General features: G+C 67.9%; 5 protein-coding genes and 3 pseudogenes. 6 read left to right on the top strand and 2 right to left on the bottom strand.

The features are described from left to right. Window positions 1-112: 112 nt before the first annotated feature. The 5 genes and pseudogenes from AC1M7R_RS24485 to AC1M7R_RS24465 all read left to right on the top strand — a co-directional run. Window positions 113-2,956, top strand: a pseudogene (locus AC1M7R_RS24485) (non-ribosomal peptide synthetase); the annotation flags it as partial. Continuing rightward, window positions 2,942-14,137: pseudogene (locus AC1M7R_RS24480) on the top strand (amino acid adenylation domain-containing protein); the annotation flags it as partial. The pseudogenes AC1M7R_RS24485 and AC1M7R_RS24480, both read left to right, overlap by 15 nt. Further along, window positions 14,126-15,691, top strand: a pseudogene (locus AC1M7R_RS24475) (amino acid adenylation domain-containing protein); the annotation flags it as partial. The pseudogenes AC1M7R_RS24480 and AC1M7R_RS24475, both read left to right, overlap by 12 nt. Further along, the gene (locus AC1M7R_RS24470) at window positions 15,677-17,701 is read left to right on the top strand and encodes a thioesterase domain-containing protein (RefSeq protein WP_490610496.1); all 2,025 of its coding nucleotides are present in this window, start codon (window positions 15,677-15,679) and stop codon (window positions 17,699-17,701) included. The pseudogene AC1M7R_RS24475 and the gene AC1M7R_RS24470, both read left to right, overlap by 15 nt. After that, window positions 17,685-19,007 carry an MFS transporter gene (locus AC1M7R_RS24465; protein WP_490610003.1) on the top strand — a complete coding sequence of 441 codons (1,323 nt, stop codon included), beginning with the start codon at window positions 17,685-17,687 and terminating at the stop codon, window positions 19,005-19,007. Before AC1M7R_RS24470 ends, AC1M7R_RS24465 begins: the two co-directional genes overlap by 17 nt. 35 nt (window positions 19,008-19,042) lie before the next feature. On the opposite strand, the gene AC1M7R_RS24460 is transcribed toward AC1M7R_RS24465, so the two are convergent. After that, window positions 19,043-19,240, bottom strand: a complete 198-nt coding sequence (locus AC1M7R_RS24460; RefSeq protein ID WP_490610002.1) for a hypothetical protein — start codon at window positions 19,238-19,240, stop codon at window positions 19,043-19,045. Between the two features lie 218 nt (window positions 19,241-19,458). Continuing rightward, window positions 19,459-19,800, bottom strand: a complete 342-nt coding sequence (locus AC1M7R_RS24455; RefSeq protein ID WP_072391670.1) for a carboxymuconolactone decarboxylase family protein — start codon at window positions 19,798-19,800, stop codon at window positions 19,459-19,461. A 109-nt stretch (window positions 19,801-19,909) separates the two neighbouring features. Here AC1M7R_RS24455 and AC1M7R_RS24450 point away from each other — a divergent pair, with 109 nt between their 5' ends. After that, window positions 19,910-20,815, top strand: a complete 906-nt coding sequence (locus tag AC1M7R_RS24450; protein WP_092180961.1) for an AraC family transcriptional regulator — start codon at window positions 19,910-19,912, stop codon at window positions 20,813-20,815. Window positions 20,816-20,824 lie beyond the last annotated feature (9 nt).

Here is a 20,824-nt window from a genome sequence, read left to right as displayed (position 1 = left end):
CGCCTTGTTGCGCAGCCATAAACCGGCCCTGATCGAAGCCCTGCGCAACCCCGCCGCCCAGGCCGGCAGCAGTAGCGGCCTGCCGCCAGGCACCGACGACATCACCCCGGCGATGCTCGATCTCTGCCAGTTGGACGAAGCACAGATCGCCAGTATCGTCGCCAGCGTGCCGGGCGGCTGCGCCAATATCCAGGACATCTATCCTCTGGTGCCGTTGCAGGCGGGCATCCTCTTTCATCACCTGCTCCAGCAGCACGGCGATACCTATCTGCTGCATGTGCTGCTGGCCTTCGACGATGAGCCCTGCCTGCGACGTTTCATGGATGCCCTCAACCAGGCCATCGCCCGCCACGACATCCTGCGCACGGCACTGGCCTGGGAGGGCCTTGACGAGCCGGTGCAGGTAGTCTGGCGCCAGGCGCCCCTGGCGCTGGAAGTCCTCCATCCGAGCCAGATCGACGTCGAGGCCGCTCTGCGTGCCCATGCCGACCCGCGTCATCAGCGCCTGGACCTGCGCCAGGCGCCCCTGATGCGCGCCGTGGCCGCCGAGGATCCGGGAACCGGACGCTGGCTGCTGCAATTGCTGCATCACCACGCGGTAATGGACCATACCTCGCTGGAACGCCTGGTGGGAGAAGTCGCCGCGATCCAGCAAGGCCGTCTGGCGGATCTGCAGCCGCCGCAGCCGTTCCGGGATTTCGTGTTGCGCGCACGCCAGGGCCTGGGCGAAGCGCAGCACGAGGCATTCTTCACCGAGCTGCTGGGGGACATCGACGAACCCACCGCGCCCTGCGGCCTTTTGGACGTACGCGGCGATGGCAACCAGGTACAGACCCTGGAGACCGCACTCACCCTCGACCTGAGCCGGCGAATCCGTGAGCGTGCGCGTGTCCTGGGGGTCAGCAGCGCCAGCCTGTTCCATCTTGCCTGGGCATTGGTCCTGGGCAAGACCAGCGGCCGCGACGACGTGGTCTTCGGCACCGTGATGTTCGGTCGCCTGCTGGGTGCCGGCGAAGCGACCAGTGCCATGGGCCTGTTCATCAATACCCTGCCCCTGCGGGTACGCCTGGCCGTCTCCGTGGAACAGGCATTGCGCGACACCCACACGCTGCTCAGCCGGCTGATCGCCCACGAGCACGCCCCCCTGGGCCTGGCCCAGCGTTGCAGCGCCTTGCCCAGCGGCACCGCGCTGTTCTCGGCGTTGCTCAACTATCGCCACAGTGCGGCCCCCGGGCATGCACCCCAGGTCGATGGCATGCAGGTGCTGGGCGGTGAGGAGCGCACCAACTACCCCTTCAACCTGTCGGTGGACGACCTGGGGGAAGGCTTTTCGCTGAGCCTGCAAATCGATCACCAGGTGGGCGCCGAACCGGTACTGGGCTGGCTGCGCACCGCGTTGGAGAACCTGCTCGACGCCCTGGAACAGCGTCCCCTGACCCTGGCTTGCCAGCTTTCGGTATTGCCCGCCGCCGAACAGGAGCGGGTCCTGCGCACGTTCAACGCCACCACCCGCCCGCATAACGGCCCGGCTCTGCTGCACCTGGCCGTGGAGCGGCAGGCCCAGCGGCAACCCCAGGCCATCGCCGCCCGTTTCGACGCCGCCAACGGTGCCAGCCCCCTGGCCTATGAGGCGCTCAATACCCAGGCCAATCGGCTGGCGCACTTGCTGCTGCAGGCCGGTGTCGAGCCGGACAGCCGCGTGGCGATCTGCCTGGAGCGTGGCCCCCACCTGCTGATCGCCCTGCTCGGCATTCTCAAGGCCGGTGCCGCCTATGTGCCGCTGGACCCGGCCTACCCGCGGGAACGCCTGCTGCACATGCTCGCCGACAGCACGCCTCGTGCGCTGCTGACACTCGGCCCGCTGCAATCGAGCGTCCCGGCGCCCGCCGGTTGCGAAGTGCTTTGCCTGGACGCGGCCCCTGTCAAGGCGCGCCTGGCCGAACAACCCGTCCATGACCCGGATCCCGCCAGCCTTGGCCTGACCAGCGCTCACCTGGCCTATGTCATCTATACCTCGGGATCCACCGGCACGCCCAAGGGCGTGATGATCGAGCACCGCAACGCTTGCAACCTGCTGCACTGGGCGCTGCATGCGTTCGATACCGCCAGCCTGCGGGACAGCCTCTTCGCCACCTCGATCAATTTCGACCTGGCGGTGTTCGAATATTTCGTGCCCCTGGCCGCCGGCGCCACCTTGCACGTGGCCACCAACGCCTTGGCCTTGCTCGACCGCCCCGTGCCGGTCACGCTGATCAACAGCGTGCCTTCGGCCCTTGATGCGCTGGTCAATGCCCAGGCGATCCCAGGGTCAACACAGGTGGTCAACCTGGCCGGCGAGCCCCTCAAGCAAAGCCTGGTGGAGCAGGTGTTCGCCCACAGCGCAGTGCAACGCCTGTGCAACCTGTACGGCCCTTCGGAGACCACCACCTACTCGACGTGGGTGTCGATGAGTCGTGAGCAGGGTTTCGTCCCCGGTATCGGACGACCGCTGGACAATACCCAGGTCTACATTCTCGATGCGCACCGCCAGTTGGTGCCCCAGGGCGTGGTGGGCGAACTCTATATCGGGGGTGCCGGCGTTGCCCGGGGCTACCTGAACCGACCCGAGCTGACCCAGGAGCGCTTCGTCGACGACCCGTTCGCGCTCCAGGCGGGGGCCCGGATGTACCGCACCGGCGACCTGGGTCGCTGGACTGCCGACGGTCAGCTTCTCTACCTGGGGCGCAACGATTTCCAGATCAAGGTGCGTGGCTACCGCATCGAGCTGGGAGAAATCGAAGCCGCCCTGGCCCGGGTGCCCGGTGTGTTGCATGCCGTCGTGATCGCCCGCGAAGACGCCAGCGGCGATCCGCGCCTGGTGGCGTACTGGGTGGGGCAGGCGGACAGCCCGGTATCCGAGGCCCAGTTACGCGAGGCCCTGCACGCCTGTCTGCCTGAGTACATGCAGCCTGGGGCCTACGTGGCCTTGCCGACCCTGCCCCTGACCCCCAACGGCAAGCTGGACCGCGGCGCGCTGCCGGCGCCGGAGCAGACGGAAAGCGATCATTTCGAAGCGCCCCAAGGGCCGCTGGAGACTCAACTGGCGTCGATCTGGAGTCGCCTGCTGGGACGCCCACGGGTAGGCCGTGAGGACCATTTCTTCCAATCCGGCGGCCATTCGCTGCTGGCGGTGCAACTGATTTCCCAACTGCGCCAGCAACTGCGCATCGAACTGCCCCTGGCCTGCGTGTTCGATCACCCGACCCTGGCGCGGCAGGCCCGTGCCATCGAATCCCTGGGAGCGTCCGGGTTGTCCGGGGCGGCGCCTGTTCCGGCGGCGATGCGCCCGGCGCGGCTACCGTTGTCCTTCGCCCAGCAGCGCCTGTGGTTCATCGCCCACCTCGATGCCCAGGCCAGCGCGGCCTACCACATGGCCGGCGGACTGCGCCTGCGGGGAGCGCTTGACCCAGCGGCGTTGCAGGCCGCCCTGTCGCGAATCGTCGAGCGGCATGAAGCCTTGCGCACCCGGTTCGTTTCCGAGGGCGCGCAACCGTTCCAGATCATCGACCCGCCGCAGGCCTTCGCCATGCCCGTCGACGACCTGCGCGGCCAGCCCCCGGCGGTCTTCCAGGCCCACTGCACCGCCGAGGCCCAGGCACCGTTCGACCTGGCGCGCGGTCCGCTGATCCGTGCGCGCCTGTTGCGCCTGGAAGAGCAGGAGCACGTCTTGCTGGTCACGCTGCACCACATCGTCGGCGATGCCTGGTCGTTATCGGTCATCACCCGGGAACTGACTGAACTGTACCGGGCCTTTGTCCACGGCCAGGCCGACCGCCTGCCGCCACTGGCCATCCAGTACGCCGACTATGCCCTGTGGCAGCGCTCTGCGCGCCAGGCGCAACGGATCGCCGAACAACTGGCCTACTGGCGCACCCAGCTCGAAGACGCACCGCCGCTGTTGAACCTCGCCCTGGACCGCCCTCGCCCGGCGCACCAGGATTTCACCGGTGCCAGCCTGGAGGTGGGCATCGACGCCCACCTGGTCCAGTCGCTCAAGCACGTGGCCGAACGACATGGCTGCACCCTGTTCATGACGCTCCTGGCCGCGTGGTCGGTGGTGCTGGCGCGCCTGTCGGGGCAGGACGACCTGGTCATCGGTTCGGTCCTGGCGAACCGGACCCGGGCGGAGGTCGAGCCGCTGGTCGGCTTTTTCGTCAACACCCAGGCGTTGCGGGTGCGGCTCGGTGAGGTCGATGCGTTCAGCCAACTGCTGGCCCAGGTGCGGCGTACCGCCTTGGATGCGCAGGCCCATCAGGAAGTTGCCTTCGAGCAATTGGTCGAGGCATTGAACCCCTCGCGCTCATTGGCCCACAGTCCGATCTTCCAGGTCATGTTCGCCTGGCAGAACGCCCCGCAGCCCAGCCTGGAGCTGGACTCGCTGGAGCTGACGCCGTTATCCACCCATGAAGACAGCGCCAAGTTCGACCTGACCCTGGACCTGCACGAGCGTGACGGCCGGATTGCCGGTCGGTTCATCTACGCCACCGCGCTGTTCGAGGCCGACACCGTGCAACGTCACTGGCAGGCCTTGCACACCACCCTGCAAGCATTGGTCGCCGATGACCGACAACCGCTCGAGGCCGTGTCCATTCTCGGCCCGGCCGAGCGCGAACACGTGCTGCACACCTTCAATGCCACCACCCGTGACTACCCTCGCGATGAGTCGCTGCCCCGCCTGTTCGAGGCGCAGGTCAAGCGGCGGCCCGAGGCGACGGCGATCCAGACCGGCGAGCAGTCCCTGAGCTATCGCCAGCTCGATGAGCGCGCCGGCCGACTGGCCGGTTGGCTGGCCGAACACGGCGTGGTGCCGGGCGCCCGGGTTGCCCTGTGCCTTGCCCGTGGCCCACGGTTGATCGTGGCGATCCTGGCGATCCTGAAAAACGGCGCGGCCTATGTGCCCATCGACACGGCCACGCCCTCGGAGCGGCGCCGCAATCTGCTGCACGATTGCGGCAGCGCTTGGTTGCTGGTGGACGAACCGCACTCGATCCCCGCGGACCCAGCCGTCCAATCCCTTGCCTTGGCGACCTGGGAAGACACCCTGGACAGCGCCGCGGCGCCCGCCCCGGATGTACCGCGGCCCGCCGACGCGACGGCCTACGTCATGTACACCTCCGGCTCGACCGGCGTGCCCAAGGGTGTGCAGGTGCCCCACCGCGCCATCACCCGCCTGGTGCGCAACAACGGTTTCGCCGATTTCAACGCCCAGGATCGCATCGCCCTGGCCGCCAACCCGGCCTTCGACGCCAGCACCCTGGAAATCTGGGGCGCATTGCTCAACGGCGGCTGCCTGGTGGTCTGTCCTCGCGACACCCTGCTGGATGCGGCCCGGTTCAATGAACATCTGCTGCGCCATGAAGTCAGCGTCCTCTGGCTCACCGCCGGGCTGTTCCATCAGTTCGCCGAGCCTCTGGCCCCGGCCTTCGCGGCCCTGCGCTACCTGATGGTGGGCGGCGATGTGCTCGATCCCCGGCGCATCGCCCAGGTGTTGCGCCACTCGCCGCCCCGGCATCTGCTCAACGGCTACGGCCCCACCGAAAGCACCACCTTCGCCACCACCCATCGCATCACCCTGGAAGACGCCCTGGCCGGTGACATTCCCATCGGCAAGCCGATCGGCAATACCCAGGTCTACGTGCTCGACGACCAACGTCGCCCCCTGCCCATCGGCGTCGCCGGCGAGCTGTACATCGGCGGCGATGGCCTGGCCCTGGGTTACCTGAACCAGCCGCAGTTGAGCGAACAGCGCTTCGTGCCCCATCCCTTCGACCCGACGCCGGGGGCGCGGTTGTACCGCACCGGCGACCTGGCCCGCTGGCGCGCCGACGGCGTGTTGCTGTTCCTGGGGCGCAACGACTTCCAGGTCAAGATCCGCGGTTTCCGGATCGAGCTGGGGGAGATCGAGGCGCAGCTCAAGGCCTTGCCATCCGTGACCGAAGCGGTGGTGCTGGCCGACGCCCAGCAGCGCCTGCTGGCCTACTTCACCGCCGCCAGCGCCCAGGACCCCAGCGAATTGCGCGCCCGATTGGCCGCGGTGCTCCCGGACTACATGCTGCCCGCCGCGTTCGTCCAGGTGGACGCCTTCAGCCTCACCGCCAACGGCAAGCTGGACCGCCGCGCCTTGCCCGAGCCGGGAGAAGCTCACTTCGCCCTGCACCGCTACGACGCGCCGCAGGGGCCGGTGGAAACCCGCCTGGCCGAGCTCTGGGCCCAGGTCCTGGGCGTACCGCGTGTCGGTCGCCAGGACAATTTCTTTGCCCTGGGCGGTCACTCCCTGCTGGCCGTGCAGATGGTGGAGCAACTGCGTACGCAAGGCTGGTCCCTCGACGTGCGCACCTTGTTCGCCACGCCCAATGTCGCCGCGCTGGCCGTCGCCCTGGCGCAACGCCCGCAAGCTTCTGACCAGCCCCCCGTTTCGGCGGGCACCGCCATTGCCCCGGGCTGCACCCGCATCACACCTGAAATGCTGCCCTTGGTGCACCTGACCCAGGCGCAGATCGACCGTATCGTCGCCAATGTCGAAGGCGGCGCGGCCAACGTACAGGACATCTATCCGATGGCTCCCCTGCAAGAGGGCCTGTTCTTTCATTACCTGCTCCAGGACCAAGGCGATACCTATCTGCTGCACACCACCCTGGCGTTCACCGACGAGGCGCGACTGGATGGGTTCTGCCTGGCACTGCAGCAAGTCATCGCCCGCCACGATATCCTGCGGACCGCCCTGGCCTGGGAGGGCCTCGACGAGCCGGTGCAGGTGGTCTGGCGCGAGGCGCCGTTGCCCATCGAGGTCCTGCGCATCACCGAAGCCGATGCGCTCACCCAACTGCTGGCCCACACCGACGCCCGCACCCGGCGCCTGGACATCCGCCAGGCGCCTCTGCTGCGGGTGGTGAAGGCATTCGACGCCCGGGAGCAACGCTGGTTACTGCAGGTACTGCACCACCATCTGGTGCTGGACCACACCACGCTGGAACGCATGGTCGAGGAGATCGTCCTGATCCAGCAGGGCCAGGCAGCGCAGCTACGTGAGCCCGTACCGTTCCGCCATTTCGTGGCCAACGCTCGACGTGGCCAGGACACCGACCGGCAGCAGGCTTTTTTCCAGCGCATGCTGGCCGATGTCAGCGAACCTACGGCACCGTTCGGCCTGCTCGACGTTCAGAATACCGGCGCCCTCGACGAGGCCCGCGGGACATTGGAACCGGAACTGGCGCGGGCCCTGCGCCAGGCGGCGCGACGCCACCAAGTGAGCGCCGCCAGCCTGTTCCACCTGGCCATGGCCCTGGTGCTGGGCAAAGCCACCGGACGCGCCGACGTGGTGTTCGGCACGGTCTTGCTGGGTCGCTTGCAAGGCGTGCAGGGGGCCGACCAGGCGCTGGGGGTGTTCATCAATACCCTGCCCCTGCGCATCGACTTGGCGAACAGCCCGATCGGCGACAGCCTGCAGCACACCCACCAGGCGCTGATGGCCTTGCTCGAACACGAACATGCGGCCCTGGCCCTGGCCCAACGCTGCAGTGGCGTGCCGGCGGGGACCCCGCTCTTTTCCGCGCTGCTGAATTTCCGCTACAGCCTGCAAGACACGCCCCACCAGAGTGTCGAAGGCATGCGCGTACTGAGCACCGCCGAACGCACCAATTATCCCTTCACGTTTTCCGTGGACGACCTCGGCGAAGGTTTCAGCGTGACCGCACAGATCGCCGGGGCAGTGGGTGCTCAGCGAGCCTGGGACTTCATGCATCAGGCCCTCGCCAGCCTGGTGGATGCCCTGGAAAACAGCCCGCAACGGCTCGCCCGGACCCTGAATGTCCTGCCGGCACAAGAACACCTGCGGCTGGCGCGTTTCAATGCCACGCAGCGCCCGCGGCCGGAACGGGCCTTGCTGCACGAACGCTTCGAAGCCCAGGCGCGTCTCACTCCCGCGGCCGACGCGGTGCGCTGCGACGCGCGCGTGCTCAGCTATGGGCAACTCGATCAGCAGGCCACTCGCCTGGCCCGGCACCTGCGGGCGCTGGGGGTAGGCCCCGACGCTCGGGTCGGCATCCACCTGCGGCGCAGCCCGGAACTGATCGTCGCGCTGCTCGCCGTGCTCAAGGCCGGCGGCGCCTATGTGCCCCTGGACCCGGCCTATCCCGCGCAACGCCTGGCCTACATGCTCGATGACAGCGCGCCGGTGGCGATACTGACCATGAGCGATGCGCCACTGGACCTTGTCCTTGCCGCTGACTGCCAGCGCCTCGATGTGGACCGCGTACTGCGCAGCGACGAGACGGACGCCACAGCGTTGGCACCGGCATTGGAGGCACCGGCATTGGAGTCCCGCCACCTGGCCTACATGATCTACACCTCCGGCTCCACCGGCCAACCCAAGGGGGTGATGATCGAGCACGGTAACGCCCGCAACTTCCTCGACTGGGCCTTGCGCAGCTTCGACCCTCAGACCCTGGAACACAGCCTGTTCAGCACCTCCATCAACTTCGACCTGTCGGTGTTCGAATGCTTCGTGCCGTTATCCTGCGGTGGCGTGCTGGAACTGGTGGACGACGCCCTTGCCCTGCTTGAACGGCGCCCGGCGTTGAGCCTGCTCAACACCGTGCCGTCGGCTGCCGACGCGTTGCTGCGGGCCGATGCCCTGCCGGCTTCGCTGCAAACCCTCAACCTGGCCGGCGAAGCCCTGCCGCGCCACCTGGTGGAACGGCTGTTCGCCGACAGCGAGGTGCGTCGGGTCAATAACCTCTATGGCCCCACCGAAACCACGGTCTACTCGACCTGGGTGTCGATGGACCGCGAACAGGGTTTCGTCCCGCACATTGGCCGGCCCATCGACAACACCCAGGTGCATGTCCTGGACGAGGCCTTGCAACCGCTGCCGATCGGCGTGATGGGAGAGCTGTACATCGGCGGCGCAGGTGTCGGGCGCGGCTACCATCGCCGACCGGAACTGACCCGCGAGCGCTTCCTGGCCGATCCGTTCAGCGATGATCCGGCGGCTCGCCTGTACCGCACCGGCGACCTGGGCTTCTGGGACGCCGACGGCCAGCTCCATTACCTGGGGCGCAACGACTTCCAGGTCAAGATTCGCGGCTTCCGCATCGAACTGGGGGAAATCGAAGCCGCCCTGCTCGCCCTGCCTCAGGTGGCGGCCGCCGCCGTGCTGGCGGTCCGGCGCGGCGCTCGCGAACCGGCCCTGGTGGCCTATGCCGTCGCGGCCGAGGACAGCGCGCCGCTGGTGCCCGGCGCCTTGCGCGACGCCCTGGCGAGCCGTCTGCCGGGGTACATGGTGCCGGCGCTGATCGTGCCCCTGGATGTCCTGCCCCTGACCCCCAACGGCAAGCTCGACCGCGCGGCCCTGCCGGCACCTGGGGAAGAAGCCTGGGCCGTCCAGGCCTACGAGGCGCCGCGGGGGGAACAGGAAACGCTCATGGCCGAGATCTGGTGCGACCTTTTGGCCGTCGCCCGGGTCGGTCGCCACGACAACTTCTTCGAATTGGGCGGGCATTCGCTGCTGGCGGTGCAATGGGTATCCCGGGTGCGCCAACGCCTGGGCCTGGAGTTGTCCCTGGCCACCTTGTATGCCCACCCCACCGTGGCCGAACTGGCCACTCTCATGGGCACCGCCTCACGCTCCGCGCTGGCACCGATCGCCGTGCTGCCGGAAGCGGCCGTCCGGCCCCTGTCCTTTGCCCAGCAGCGCCTTTGGTTCATCGCCCGCCTGGACGCCCAGGCGAGCGCCGCGTACCACATCAGTGGTGCCCTGCGCCTGGACGGCGAACTGGACGAAGCCGCCCTGCGCAACGCCCTGACCCGCATCGTCGAGCGCCACGCCGTACTGCGCACGCGCTTCATCGAGCAGGACGGCGAAGTGAGGCAAGTCGTCGACCCGCAGCCGCGCTGGAGCTTCTCGCGCCTGGAGCCGGACGCGAGCGATCTGCGGGCGGTCCTGGCGAGCGATGCGGCGCAGCCGTTCGCCCTGGACGAAGGCCCCTTGCTGCGAGTGTTGCTGGCGCGCCAGAACCCCGCCAGTCATGTGTTGCAAGTGACCCTGCACCACATCGTTGCCGACGGCTGGTCCATCGGCGTGCTGATCGACGAACTGTCGCTGTTGTACCGGGCGTTTCGCCAAGGTGCGCCGGATCCACTGCCGGCCCTGGCGATCCAGTACGCCGACTATGCCGCCTGGCAGCGGGAATGGCTGGTGGGCGAGCGCCACGCCGAGCAACTGGCCTATTGGCTGGAGCATCTGCGCGACGCACCGCAACGGTTGGACCTGCCCAGCGATCGGCCACGGCCGCCGCGCCAGGATTTCTCCGGGGCACGCCTGGCCGTGGCGCTGGACGCGCCGTTGAGCGCCGCGCTCAAGGCCTTGAGCCGCCGCCATGGCACGTCGCTGTACATGACACTGCTGGCGGCCTGGGCGATCGTGATCGGGCGCCTCGCCGGACAGGAACGCGTGGTGATCGGCACGCCGGTGGCCAACCGCACCCGCAGTGAAGTCGAGCCATTGATCGGCTTCTTCGTCAACACCCAGGCGCTGTGTATCGACCTGGGCGGACAGCCGGACGTCGGCCAGTTGCTGGCCCAGGTGCGCCAGCATGCGTTGCAGGCCCAGGCCCACCAGGACGTACCTTTCGAACAGGTGGTCGAAGCCCTCAACCCGCCGCGTTCCCTGGCCCATAGCCCGGTATTCCAACTGATGTTCGCCTGGCAGAACGCGCCCCGCGGCGCCCTCGACCTCGACGGGCTGAGCCTCGCGCCCTTGGCTGCCGAGCAGACCACCGCGCCGTTCGACGTGTCCCTGGAACTCTACGAAGCCCAAGGGTGCATCGTCGGCGGGCTCAACTACGCCACCGCGCTGTTCGATGCCGACAGCCTGCAACGGCACTGGGGTTACCTGGTCAACGTGCTGCGCCAGTTGTGCGCCGACGATCGGCAGCCGCTGGCGCACCTGTCCCTGGTGGATGCACAGGAGCGTGAGCGCCTGCTGCACCAGCTCAACCCGGCCCCGACCCCGTTCCCCCAGGCGGGCTGGGTGCATGAACCGTTCGAACGCAGGGCACTGGAGCAGCCCGACGCTATCGCGGTCGAGTTGCATGGGCGCGGGCTGAGCTACGCCGAGCTCGACCGTCAGGCCAATCACCTGGCCTGGCGGATGATCGAACAAGGGGCCGGCACCGGCCAGCGGGTGGCCATCCACCTGCCGCGCAGCCTGGAGATGGTGCTGGCAGTGGTTGCCACGCTCAAGACCGGGGCGGCCTATGTGCCGCTCGATCCCAGTCAGCCCCTGGCTCGTCGCCAGGGCATCGTCGAGGATTGCCAGCCGTGCCTGCTGCTGTGGGATGACCAGCGTGTCGAAGGGCTGCGAGTCGGCGACACGTGCACGCCGCTGTCGGTTCGACTGGCGGTTACGGCAGACCAGGCCCTTGCCGCGCCGCCACTTGGACAACCGTCCCTTTCGGACCTGGCCTACGTCATGTACACCTCCGGCTCCACCGGGTTGCCCAAGGGCGTGGCCATGGGTCACCTGGCCCTGAGCAACCTGTTGGCCTGGCAAGCCGCACAGGCGCTGCCCGGGCCGGCCCGGACCCTGCAATTCGCCGCCTTGGGGTTCGATGTCGCGTTCCAGGAAATCTTCTCGACCCTGGGCAGCGGCGGTACCCTGGTGCTGCTGGAAGAAGCCCGGCGCCTGGATCTCGCGGCGTTGCCGCACTGGCTTGCCCAGGAGCGCATTGAGCGGCTGTTCCTGCCCTATATCGCCCTGGCGGGCCTGGCCGACAATTGGGCCAGCGACCCCGTGGAACTGCCCGCCCTGCGCGATGTGGTGGTCGCCGGCGAAGCGTTGCGCATCACCGGCCCGTTGCGCGAGCTGTTCAAGCGCCACCCGCGCGCGCGGCTGCACAACCACTACGGCCCGACCGAAACCCACGTGGTGTGTACGCACACCCTGCCCGACGCCCCCGAGCAGTGGGCAGACGTGCCGGTGATCGGGCGCCCCATCGCCAACACCCAGGTGTGCCTGCTCGATGCGAACGGCCACTGGGTCCCCCAAGGCGTCGCCGGCGAACTGCACGTCGCCGGCGTGGCCCTGGCCCAGGGCTACCTGAATCGGCCGGACCTGACCGCCGAGCGCTTCATCGCCCATCCGTTCGATGCCGCCCCTGGCGCGCGTCTCTACAAGACCGGCGACCTGGCGCGCTGGACCGCCGAAGGTACGCTGCAATACCTGGGACGCAACGACTCGCAAGTGAAGATCCGTGGCTATCGCGTCGAACTGACGGAGGTGGAAAGCCGCCTCGACCAGGTACCCGGTGTGCGCGAATCGGTGGTGGTGATGCTGCCGGGAGACGGTGGCCATCCGCGCCTGATCGCCTACTTCAGCGCCACCGAGCCACTGTCGCCCCTGACCTTGCGCAGCCAGCTGAGCGAACGCTTGCCCGAATACATGCTGCCCAGCGCCTTCGTACAGCTGCAGGCACTGCCGCAGACCGGCAATGGCAAGGTCGATCGGCAGCGCCTGCCGGCACCGGCTCCCGAGGCGTTCGCGCAGACCGAATACAGCCCGCCCCAAGGCGAACTGGAGACCACCCTGGCGGCGATCTGGAGCGAACTGCTGGGGGTCGAGCCCATCGGCCGCCAGGACGACTTCTTCGCCTTGGGCGGACACTCCTTGCTGGCCCTGCGATTGCTGGCTCAAGTGCGTCACCGGCTGGGCCTGGAAGTGCCGCTGTCGGCGGTCTTCGCCCAACCGAGCTTGCACGCCCTGGCCAGCGTGCTGCAGGACGCCGGGCACAGTCGCCTGGGCCCCTTGCAGGAGGCCGACCGCAGCCAGCCCCTGCCCCTGTCGTTCGCTCAACAGAACCTCTGGCTGATCCAACAGCTCAATCCGGATTCGACGGCAGCCTTCAACATGCCGGCAGGCTTGCGGCTGCGTGGCGAACTGGATATCGAGGCGTTGCGTCGTGCCCTGGATCGTATCGTCGCCCGTCATGAAAGCCTGCGGACCCGGTTCGTGAGCCTCGCCGGCCAGGCGCGTCAGGTGATCGACCCGCCACGCTCGCTGGCCCTGGAGGTCGTCGACCTGAGCGTGCCCGGCGCGGCGGACTGGCAAGCGCTGTGCGCCGAGCAGGCCAATCAGCCGTTCGACCTGACGAGCCAGTGGCCGATCCGCGCCTGCCTGTTACGCCTGGGCGCCGATGACCATGTCCTGCTGGTGACCGTGCACCACCTGGTCTCGGACGGCTGGTCCATGGGCGTGCTCACCGAGGAGTTCTCCGGTCTTTACCAGGCCTTCAGCCAGGGCCGGGGCGATCCCCTGCCGCCCCTGGCCCGCCAGTATGGCGACTACACGCTGTGGCAACGCCAATGGCTGCAAGCAGACGAACTGCAACGCCAACGCACCTATTGGACACGACACCTGAGCGGTGCGCCGACTTGCGTCACCCTGCCCACCGACCGCCCTCGTCCGGCCCGGCAGGACTACGCCGGGGCCAGCCTGCCGGTGCGCATCGAGCCCGGACTGACCCAGGCGCTCAAGACCCTCGGACGGCGCCATGGCACGACCCTGTACATGACCTTGCTGGCGGCCTGGGCCGTGGTGGTCAGCCGATTCTCGGGACAATCGGAGGTGGTCATCGGCTCGCCCGTGGCCAATCGCAACCGGGTCGAGCTCGAATCGATGATCGGCTTCTTCGTGAACTTCCAGGCCCTGCGCATCGACCTGGACGAAGCGCCCCGGGTGGACACGTTGTTGGCCCAGGTCAAGGGCCTGGCGTTGGCCGCCCAGGAGCACCAGGACATACCGTTCGAACAGGTCATCGAAGCACTCAACCCGCCTCGCTCACTGGCCCACAACGCCATTTTCCAATTGATGCTGGCCTGGCAGAACGCTCCCCAGGGCAACCTGGACCTGGGCAATGGCCTGCAGTTGCACAGCGTCGGCGCGCCGGTCAGCACGGCCAAGTTTGACCTGGCCCTGGATGTCCATGAAGTGGGCGACGCCATCGAGGGCGGATTCAACTACGCCACCGCCCTGTTCGATGCCGATACCGTGGACCGTCACTGGCATGCGTTGCTGGCGGTATTGCGGGCGATGGTGGACGACGATCGGCAACCCTTGGCCGGCATCGACCTGCTCAGCCAGGCCGAGCGCGACCAGTTGCTGCACGGCTTCAATCCGCCGCCGCCCGGCTTGCCGGCGCCGGTCGGTGAGCGCCTGCACCAGCGCTTCGAGGCCCAGGTGGCTAGCCGTGGCGACGCGGTGGCGGTTCAGTTCGGGACGCAGAGCTTGAGCTACCGGGCGCTCAACGAACGGGCCAATCGCCTGGCCCATCGCCTGCGCGAGCTGGGCGTGGGCCCGGATGACCGCGTGGCGATCCTGGCCGAGCGGGGTCTCGACCTTTTGGTCGGCATCCTCGCCACCCTCAAGGCCGGAGGCGCCTATGTGCCCCTGGATCCGGTCTATCCGGCGCAGCGCCTGAATTTCATGCTCGACGACAGCGCGCCGCAGGTGCTCCTGGCCCTCGAAGCACTGCCGGCAACAGTGCGGGCGCCGGCATCGTGCGTCACCGTTTCGCTGGACCCGGACGCCGGTGGCTGGAGCCATCTGTCTGGGGCGAACCCGGCAAGCGATCCCCGGGCCAGCGATACGGACCTGGCCTATATCATCTACACCTCAGGTTCCACCGGCGAACCCAAGGGCGTGATGATCGAACATCGCGCGGTGCTGCGGCTGTTCAGCGCCACCGACGCCTGGTTCGGCTTCAACGACCGGGACGTCTGGACGCTGTTCCACTCCTTCGCCTTCGATTTCTCGGTCTGGGAAATCTGGGGTGCGCTGCTGCATGGCGGCCGCCTGGTGGTGGTGCCCTACCTGACATCCCGCAGCCCGGAGGATTTCTACCGCCTGGTGGTGGAAACCGGCGTCACCGTGCTCAACCAGACCCCCAGCGCGTTCTACGCCTGGATGAAACACACGGGCGGCGAACCCCACCGCCTTCGCTACGTGATCTTCGGTGGCGAAGCCCTGGACGGCGCGGCCTTGAGGCCGTGGTTCGACCGGCCGGACAGCCAGGCCACACGCCTGGTGAACATGTACGGCATCACCGAGACCTGCGTGCACGTCACCTACCAGTTGATCGAACCCGCGCTCTGCGCCACCGATGCCGGGCTGGTGCCCATTGGCCGGCCGATCCCGGACCTGCGCGTCTACCTGCTCGACGCCGAGGGCGAGCTGGTGCCCCGGGGCGTGGTGGGCGAATTGCACATCGCCGGGCCAGGCCTGGCGCGTGGCTACCTGAATCGGGCAGCCCTCGATGCCGAGCGTTTCCAGCCGGCGCGCTTTGCCGGCGGCCACGGCGAGCGCCTGTACAAGACCGGAGACCTGGCACGCTGGACCGCCGACGGCGTGCTCCAGTACCTGGGCCGCAACGACCAGCAGGTCAAGGTGCGCGGTTTCCGCATCGAACTGGGGGAAATCGAAGCGCGGCTCGCGGCCTTGGATGGCGTGCGCTCGGCGGCGGTCCTGGCCCGCCAGGACGAACCCGGCGACCCGCGCCTGGTCGCCTACCTGCTGGCCGAACCAGGCCAGCACCTGGAACCCGGGCAATTGCGCGCGGCACTCGCCGAGCAGTTACCGGCCCACATGCTGCCCGGTGCCTATGTCCAGCTACCGCGGTGGCCACTGACCGCCAACGGCAAGCTCGACCGCCGCGCCTTGCCTGCGCCCGACCGGCAAGCCCTGCAACGGCAGCCCTATGCTGCGCCACAAGGCGCCACGGAGCTACGCCTGGCGCAACTCTGGTCGCGATTGCTGGGCGTGGAACAGATCGGTCGGGACGACAATTTCTTTGCCCTCGGCGGCCATTCGTTGCTGCTGGTGCAGCTGCTCGATGGCCTGCGCGAACAGGGCATGGACGTGGCCGTGGGGGCCTTGTTCAGTGCCGAAAACCTGGCCGCGCTGGCCCGACAGGTGGTCACCCCGGACACCTCCCGCGCAACCGCCCAGGGGCTGCTGTGCATTCGTGCCGGCTCGCCGGAGCGGGCACCGCTGTTTTTCATCCATGAAGGCACTGGCGAAGCGCTGCCCTATGCCAGGCTGGCACGGCATCTGGATCCGGAGTTGGGCCTCTACGCCGTGCAGGCGGCCGCCGAACTGGAGGATGGCATCGACAACGTGAGCCTCGCCCGCCGCTACATCGACCTGCTGCGCAGTGTCCAACCCCAAGGCCCGTACCGTTTGGCGGGCTGGTCGGCAGGCGGCGTGCTGGCTTATGAAATGGCTCGCCAGTTGCTGGGCGAGGATTGCCCCGTGGCCTTCCTCGGGCTGATCGACAGCAGCGAGCCGGGCGCCTTGCGCGCCGCGCCGTTGGCACTGACGTTCGATGAAGCCGGCCTGCGTCAGCAACTGATCGGCTACCTGGCACAGCATTGGAGCGGTGAAGACGCTAGCGGCCAGGCTGCGTGGCACACCGGGCTCGACCTGGATGCGCTCATCGCCTCGGCCCAGGCCCGGGGCTGGCTGCCATCGGGCTTCGACCGTGAGGAACTGACCCGTCGGGCACGCCTCAACCTGAACCTGCGCAACGCCATGGTTCGCTACCGGCCGGCGCCCCTGGGCCTGCCCGTGCATTTGTTCCGGGCCGCGTCGGGGCATCCGGGGGCCGACCCGAGGGACCTGGCCGCCGACTGGCGTGCGCTGCTGGGGGTCGACCTGATAGATCGGCGCGTCGAAGGCGACCACTGGTCCATCATGCGCGACCCCGAGCACCTGCGGCAGTTGGCCCAGGCCTTGGAGCAGGTCCTGGCGCAGACCGAGGGGCAGCCTGCGCAAACGGCCGGCGTGCGTGCCAGCCTGGTGCTGCAGACCGGCGCTGCGCATGCGCCTTGCCTCTTCATGATCCCGGGGGCCGGCGCCAACGTCGCCAGTTTCGTGCCCCTGGTCCGGCACCTGGGCCCGCACTTGACCGTGATCGGGTTGCAGGCCCGCGGTTCCGATGGCCGGCGCGAGCCCCATGCCTCGGTACAGGCCGCGGCGAGCGCCTATGTCCGCGAGATCCGTGCCCGAGTCCCCCAGGGTCCCTACTACCTGCTGGGCCATTCCTTCGGCGGCTGGCTGGCTTTTGAGGTCGCCCGTCAATTGCAACTCGAAGGGGCAGCGGTGGCACCGGTGATGTTGATCGACAGCCGCCCGCCAGGTTCGCGCATGGCCAGGGATCGGCGCGCGGCCCTGGGCCGGTATGTGGCGTTGCTGGAGATGGACACCGGGCGCGACCTGAACCTGGACATCGACACCCTGGCAAGCCTGGAAACGGACGAGCAATGCGCCCAACTGCTGGCGCGCATGCAAGCCGTCGGCCTGATGCCGACGCAGGCTCGTCCCGAAGCCTTGCGCGGGCCGTTGCGAGTCTTCCAGGCCAACCTGGCGACGGACTATCGACCGGCACCGGCCTACACCGGCCCGGTGGTGCTGTTCAGCGCCGCAAAAGCTCGCGTCGAACCAGGTCCAGCCGAGCCCGGCTGGGAGGCATTCGCTGCGGACTGCCGACGCCATGTGCTTGCAGATTGCGACCACCTGTCCATCCTCAAGACGGGGGCGGCGTCGACCTTGGCCGAACACCTGCGTCGCTACTGGCCCGCCCTGGAGAAATCCCATGCTCATGAGGGTTGAACCGGCGATGCGGCCCTGGCTGTGGGCGTGGGGCGGCCAGGTCGCCTCGACCCTGGGGGCGGCGCTGGCGGCGTTCAGTCTGGGTATCTGGTTGCTGCAGCAGCATGCCAGTGTCACCGACTACGCCTGGGTCATTGCGCTGTCGGCCCTGCCCGGCCTGTTCCTGGCCCCATTGGCCGGTTGGCTGGTGGATCGCTGCGAGGCGCGGGCGCTGCTGCTGGGTGTCGAGGTCTGCGGCGGCCTGGCGGCGCTCATCCTCTGGTGGCTGTTCGAACACGACGCACTGGAGCGCTGGCAGGTGTACACCTTCGCGGCGATCAACTCGAGTGGGCAAGTGGCGCGCATGCTGGTCTGTCAGGCGGCGATCCCGCGGATCCTGAGCAGCCCGAAGGCGATCGGCCGGGCCAACGGCCTGATGCAACTGATGGTCGGCTTGCCGCAACTGATCGCCCCGACCCTGGCGGCGCTGTTGCTGACCCGCGTGGGAGTGCCCGGCGTGTTATTGCTGGACCTGGGGACCGTACTGTTCTGCGCAGGTGTGCTGGGCTGGCTCGCCGTGGTCGCCCCCCCCGTACGCGCCAGCCGCCAGGCAGGCGCCCTGGTCACAGACGGATTGCCCGCGGTCCTGATGGTACTGCGTACGCGCCCGGCACTGGGGGTACTGCTGGCCTACCTGGGCCTGGAGCACCTGATGCTCGGCCTGGCCTCGGCCCTGCTGTCGCCCCTGGTCCTGGAGCGTCATTCGGTACTGGTATTGGGCACGCTGATGACCTGCGGCGGGCTGGGCATGCTCGGTGGTTCATTGTGGGTGGTCATGCGCCCGCCGGTGCGGCTGATCCGCACGGTCCTGGTGGCCGACCTGTTGCTCGGCGCCAGTGTCCTGAGCATCGGCACCAGCACTTCTCCGGCGGTCCTCTACGTGGCGGCCTTCGTGGCGTTCGGGTGCTTCTCGCTGAGTACCAGCAGTGACCAGAGCTTCTGGCAGCGCAGCCTGCCCGGAGCCCTGCTGGGTCGGGTGTTGTCCGCACGGCAGATGGTCTGCCTGCTGGCGATGCCGATGGGTGCCCTGGGGGCTGGCGCGCTGGCGGACCACTGGGCGATTCCCTGGATGAGCGAAGCCGGCGACATGCAGGCCAGGCTCACCCTGACGATGGGCACCGGCAAGGCGGGCGGCCTGAGCCTGCTGTTCGCTGTGGCGGGCCTGCTGTATGTGCTGCTCGCCAGCCTCGGCCTGGCCACCACGCCGCTGCGTCGGCTGGAACCCGGGTGGACAGAGCCTCGCCCGGCCGTTGTCGGCAGCGGATGAGTGTGCCGGCCCCGTCCAGGCTCTGTACAAAAACTCTATGGAGCCCAGGGCCGCTCGGCCTCCGGGGAAATAGCACCGCGTCGGGGCACATCGCACCTGTCCATGCTGGCGGACTCCCGCGCCAGGGCACCCATCAGTTGGGGCAGCAGGTAGCCGCTTTCATATTCGCCCTGCGTCCTTTGCGGCGCCTCCGTCCAGGACGTCGAGGCGTAGCAATCGTTTGTGTCGTACATGGGGTGGACCTCCTGGCGGGTGGAGAAACCGCAACGCCTCACCCGGCCATTGCTTGATCGCAGTCTGAACCTTGGGCCGCCGTTGGAGAATGACCAGTAACGGCATGACTCGATTGCAGCGGATGCAACAATGACGGCCTGATTGCATCAGGCGCCGCCCTGTCATGAAAAGCCCCGGGACCTTGAGGTGCCCGGGGCCTGGTGTGCGCGGCAATCGACTAGTTCTTCAAGGCGTCGAACGCCTCCAGGGAATGCAGCGAGTAGATGTACGCAGCGCCGGCGTTGAGGGATATCGCGGTGGCCAGTGCGGCGGCCACTTCTTCCCGGCTGGCGCCGGCCTTGATCGCCGCTTGCGTATGGGTCGCGATACAGCCGTCGCAGCGGGTGGTGACGGCGACCGCGATGGAGATCAACTCTCGCGTCCGGGCATCGAGCACGTCATTTTCAGCCGCCGCTTCGCCGAGTGCCATGTAGGCCTTGGCCATTTTCGGATTGCTTTTGCCCAGCGCGCCAAAGGATTTCTTGATGGTAGGCAGCAATTGGGACCAGTCATTGAACATCGTGTTAACTCCTGAGCAGGTTGGTGTACTGTTTCGACGTGCTCAGTTTTTCATCACCACGCGAACCGGTTTTGTTCGATCCGCTCAGTTTTTTTCGCGAAGCTCTCAAATGAATGCAATCGATAAACTCATCAGCCTGGCCAACGTCCGCGGCAGCCTGGACCTGCGTTGCCAGTTCCAGGGCGACTGGGCACTGGAGCATGGGCCGCAAGCCCTGGGCAAGGCGCCGTATCACATTGTCCTGGCGGGGGAATGCCGGGTGGAGTTCCCCGATGGCCAGCGATTGCCCATGCGCGCCGGCGACATCCTGCTGTTGCCCCGGGGCAGCCGGCACGTCATGCACAGCCCCGGCAGGACCGTCGCGCCAACGGTGCCTGAGACCGTCCTGGGCGGCGTATTACCGATACACCGCATTGGTCGTGCCAGCCCGGACCTGGACATGATTTGCGGCGGCTTTCATTTCAACCGCGCGTCGCTGCTGTTCGCCGCCCTGCCCGATTACCTGGTGATTCCCAGCGCCGCCTTGCCGGCCAACGGAGCGTTGCCGGCGCTGGTAGACGTCATTCGCGCAGAAGCGGACGGGGATCAGGCGGGGGCGCGTTTTTTGCTGGATGCGCTTTCCCAGGCATTGTTCACCCTGATTTTGCGGGCGCACCTGGCAAGCCGGGGGCCGGACGCCGGCTCACTGGCCTTGCTGGGGGACAAGCGCCTGGGCAAGGCCTGGCGGGCAATGCTGGACGACCCGGCCCATGAATGGGCGATTCAGGACCTGGCCGAGATGGCCAGCATGTCCCGGGCATCGTTCATGCGGGCATTCGTGCGGGTGGCGGGTGTTTCGCCATGGGTACTGCTGACCCAGTTGCGAATGGAGCTGGCGTTCAGCCTGCTGAGTCACTCGCACCTCGGTTTGAGCGACATTGCCCAGCAGGTCGGCTATCAGTCCCAGGCGGCGTTCAGCAAGAAGTTCAAGGAGATCTATGGCGAGGCGCCCGGGAAGGTGCGCCGCGCAATCTGATGGACTCCG

Source organism: Pseudomonas sp. MS01C9 (genome assembly GCF_058202755.1).
The sequence above is the reverse complement of the archived record's forward strand: the minus strand, read 5'-3'. Positions and strand labels throughout refer to the sequence as shown.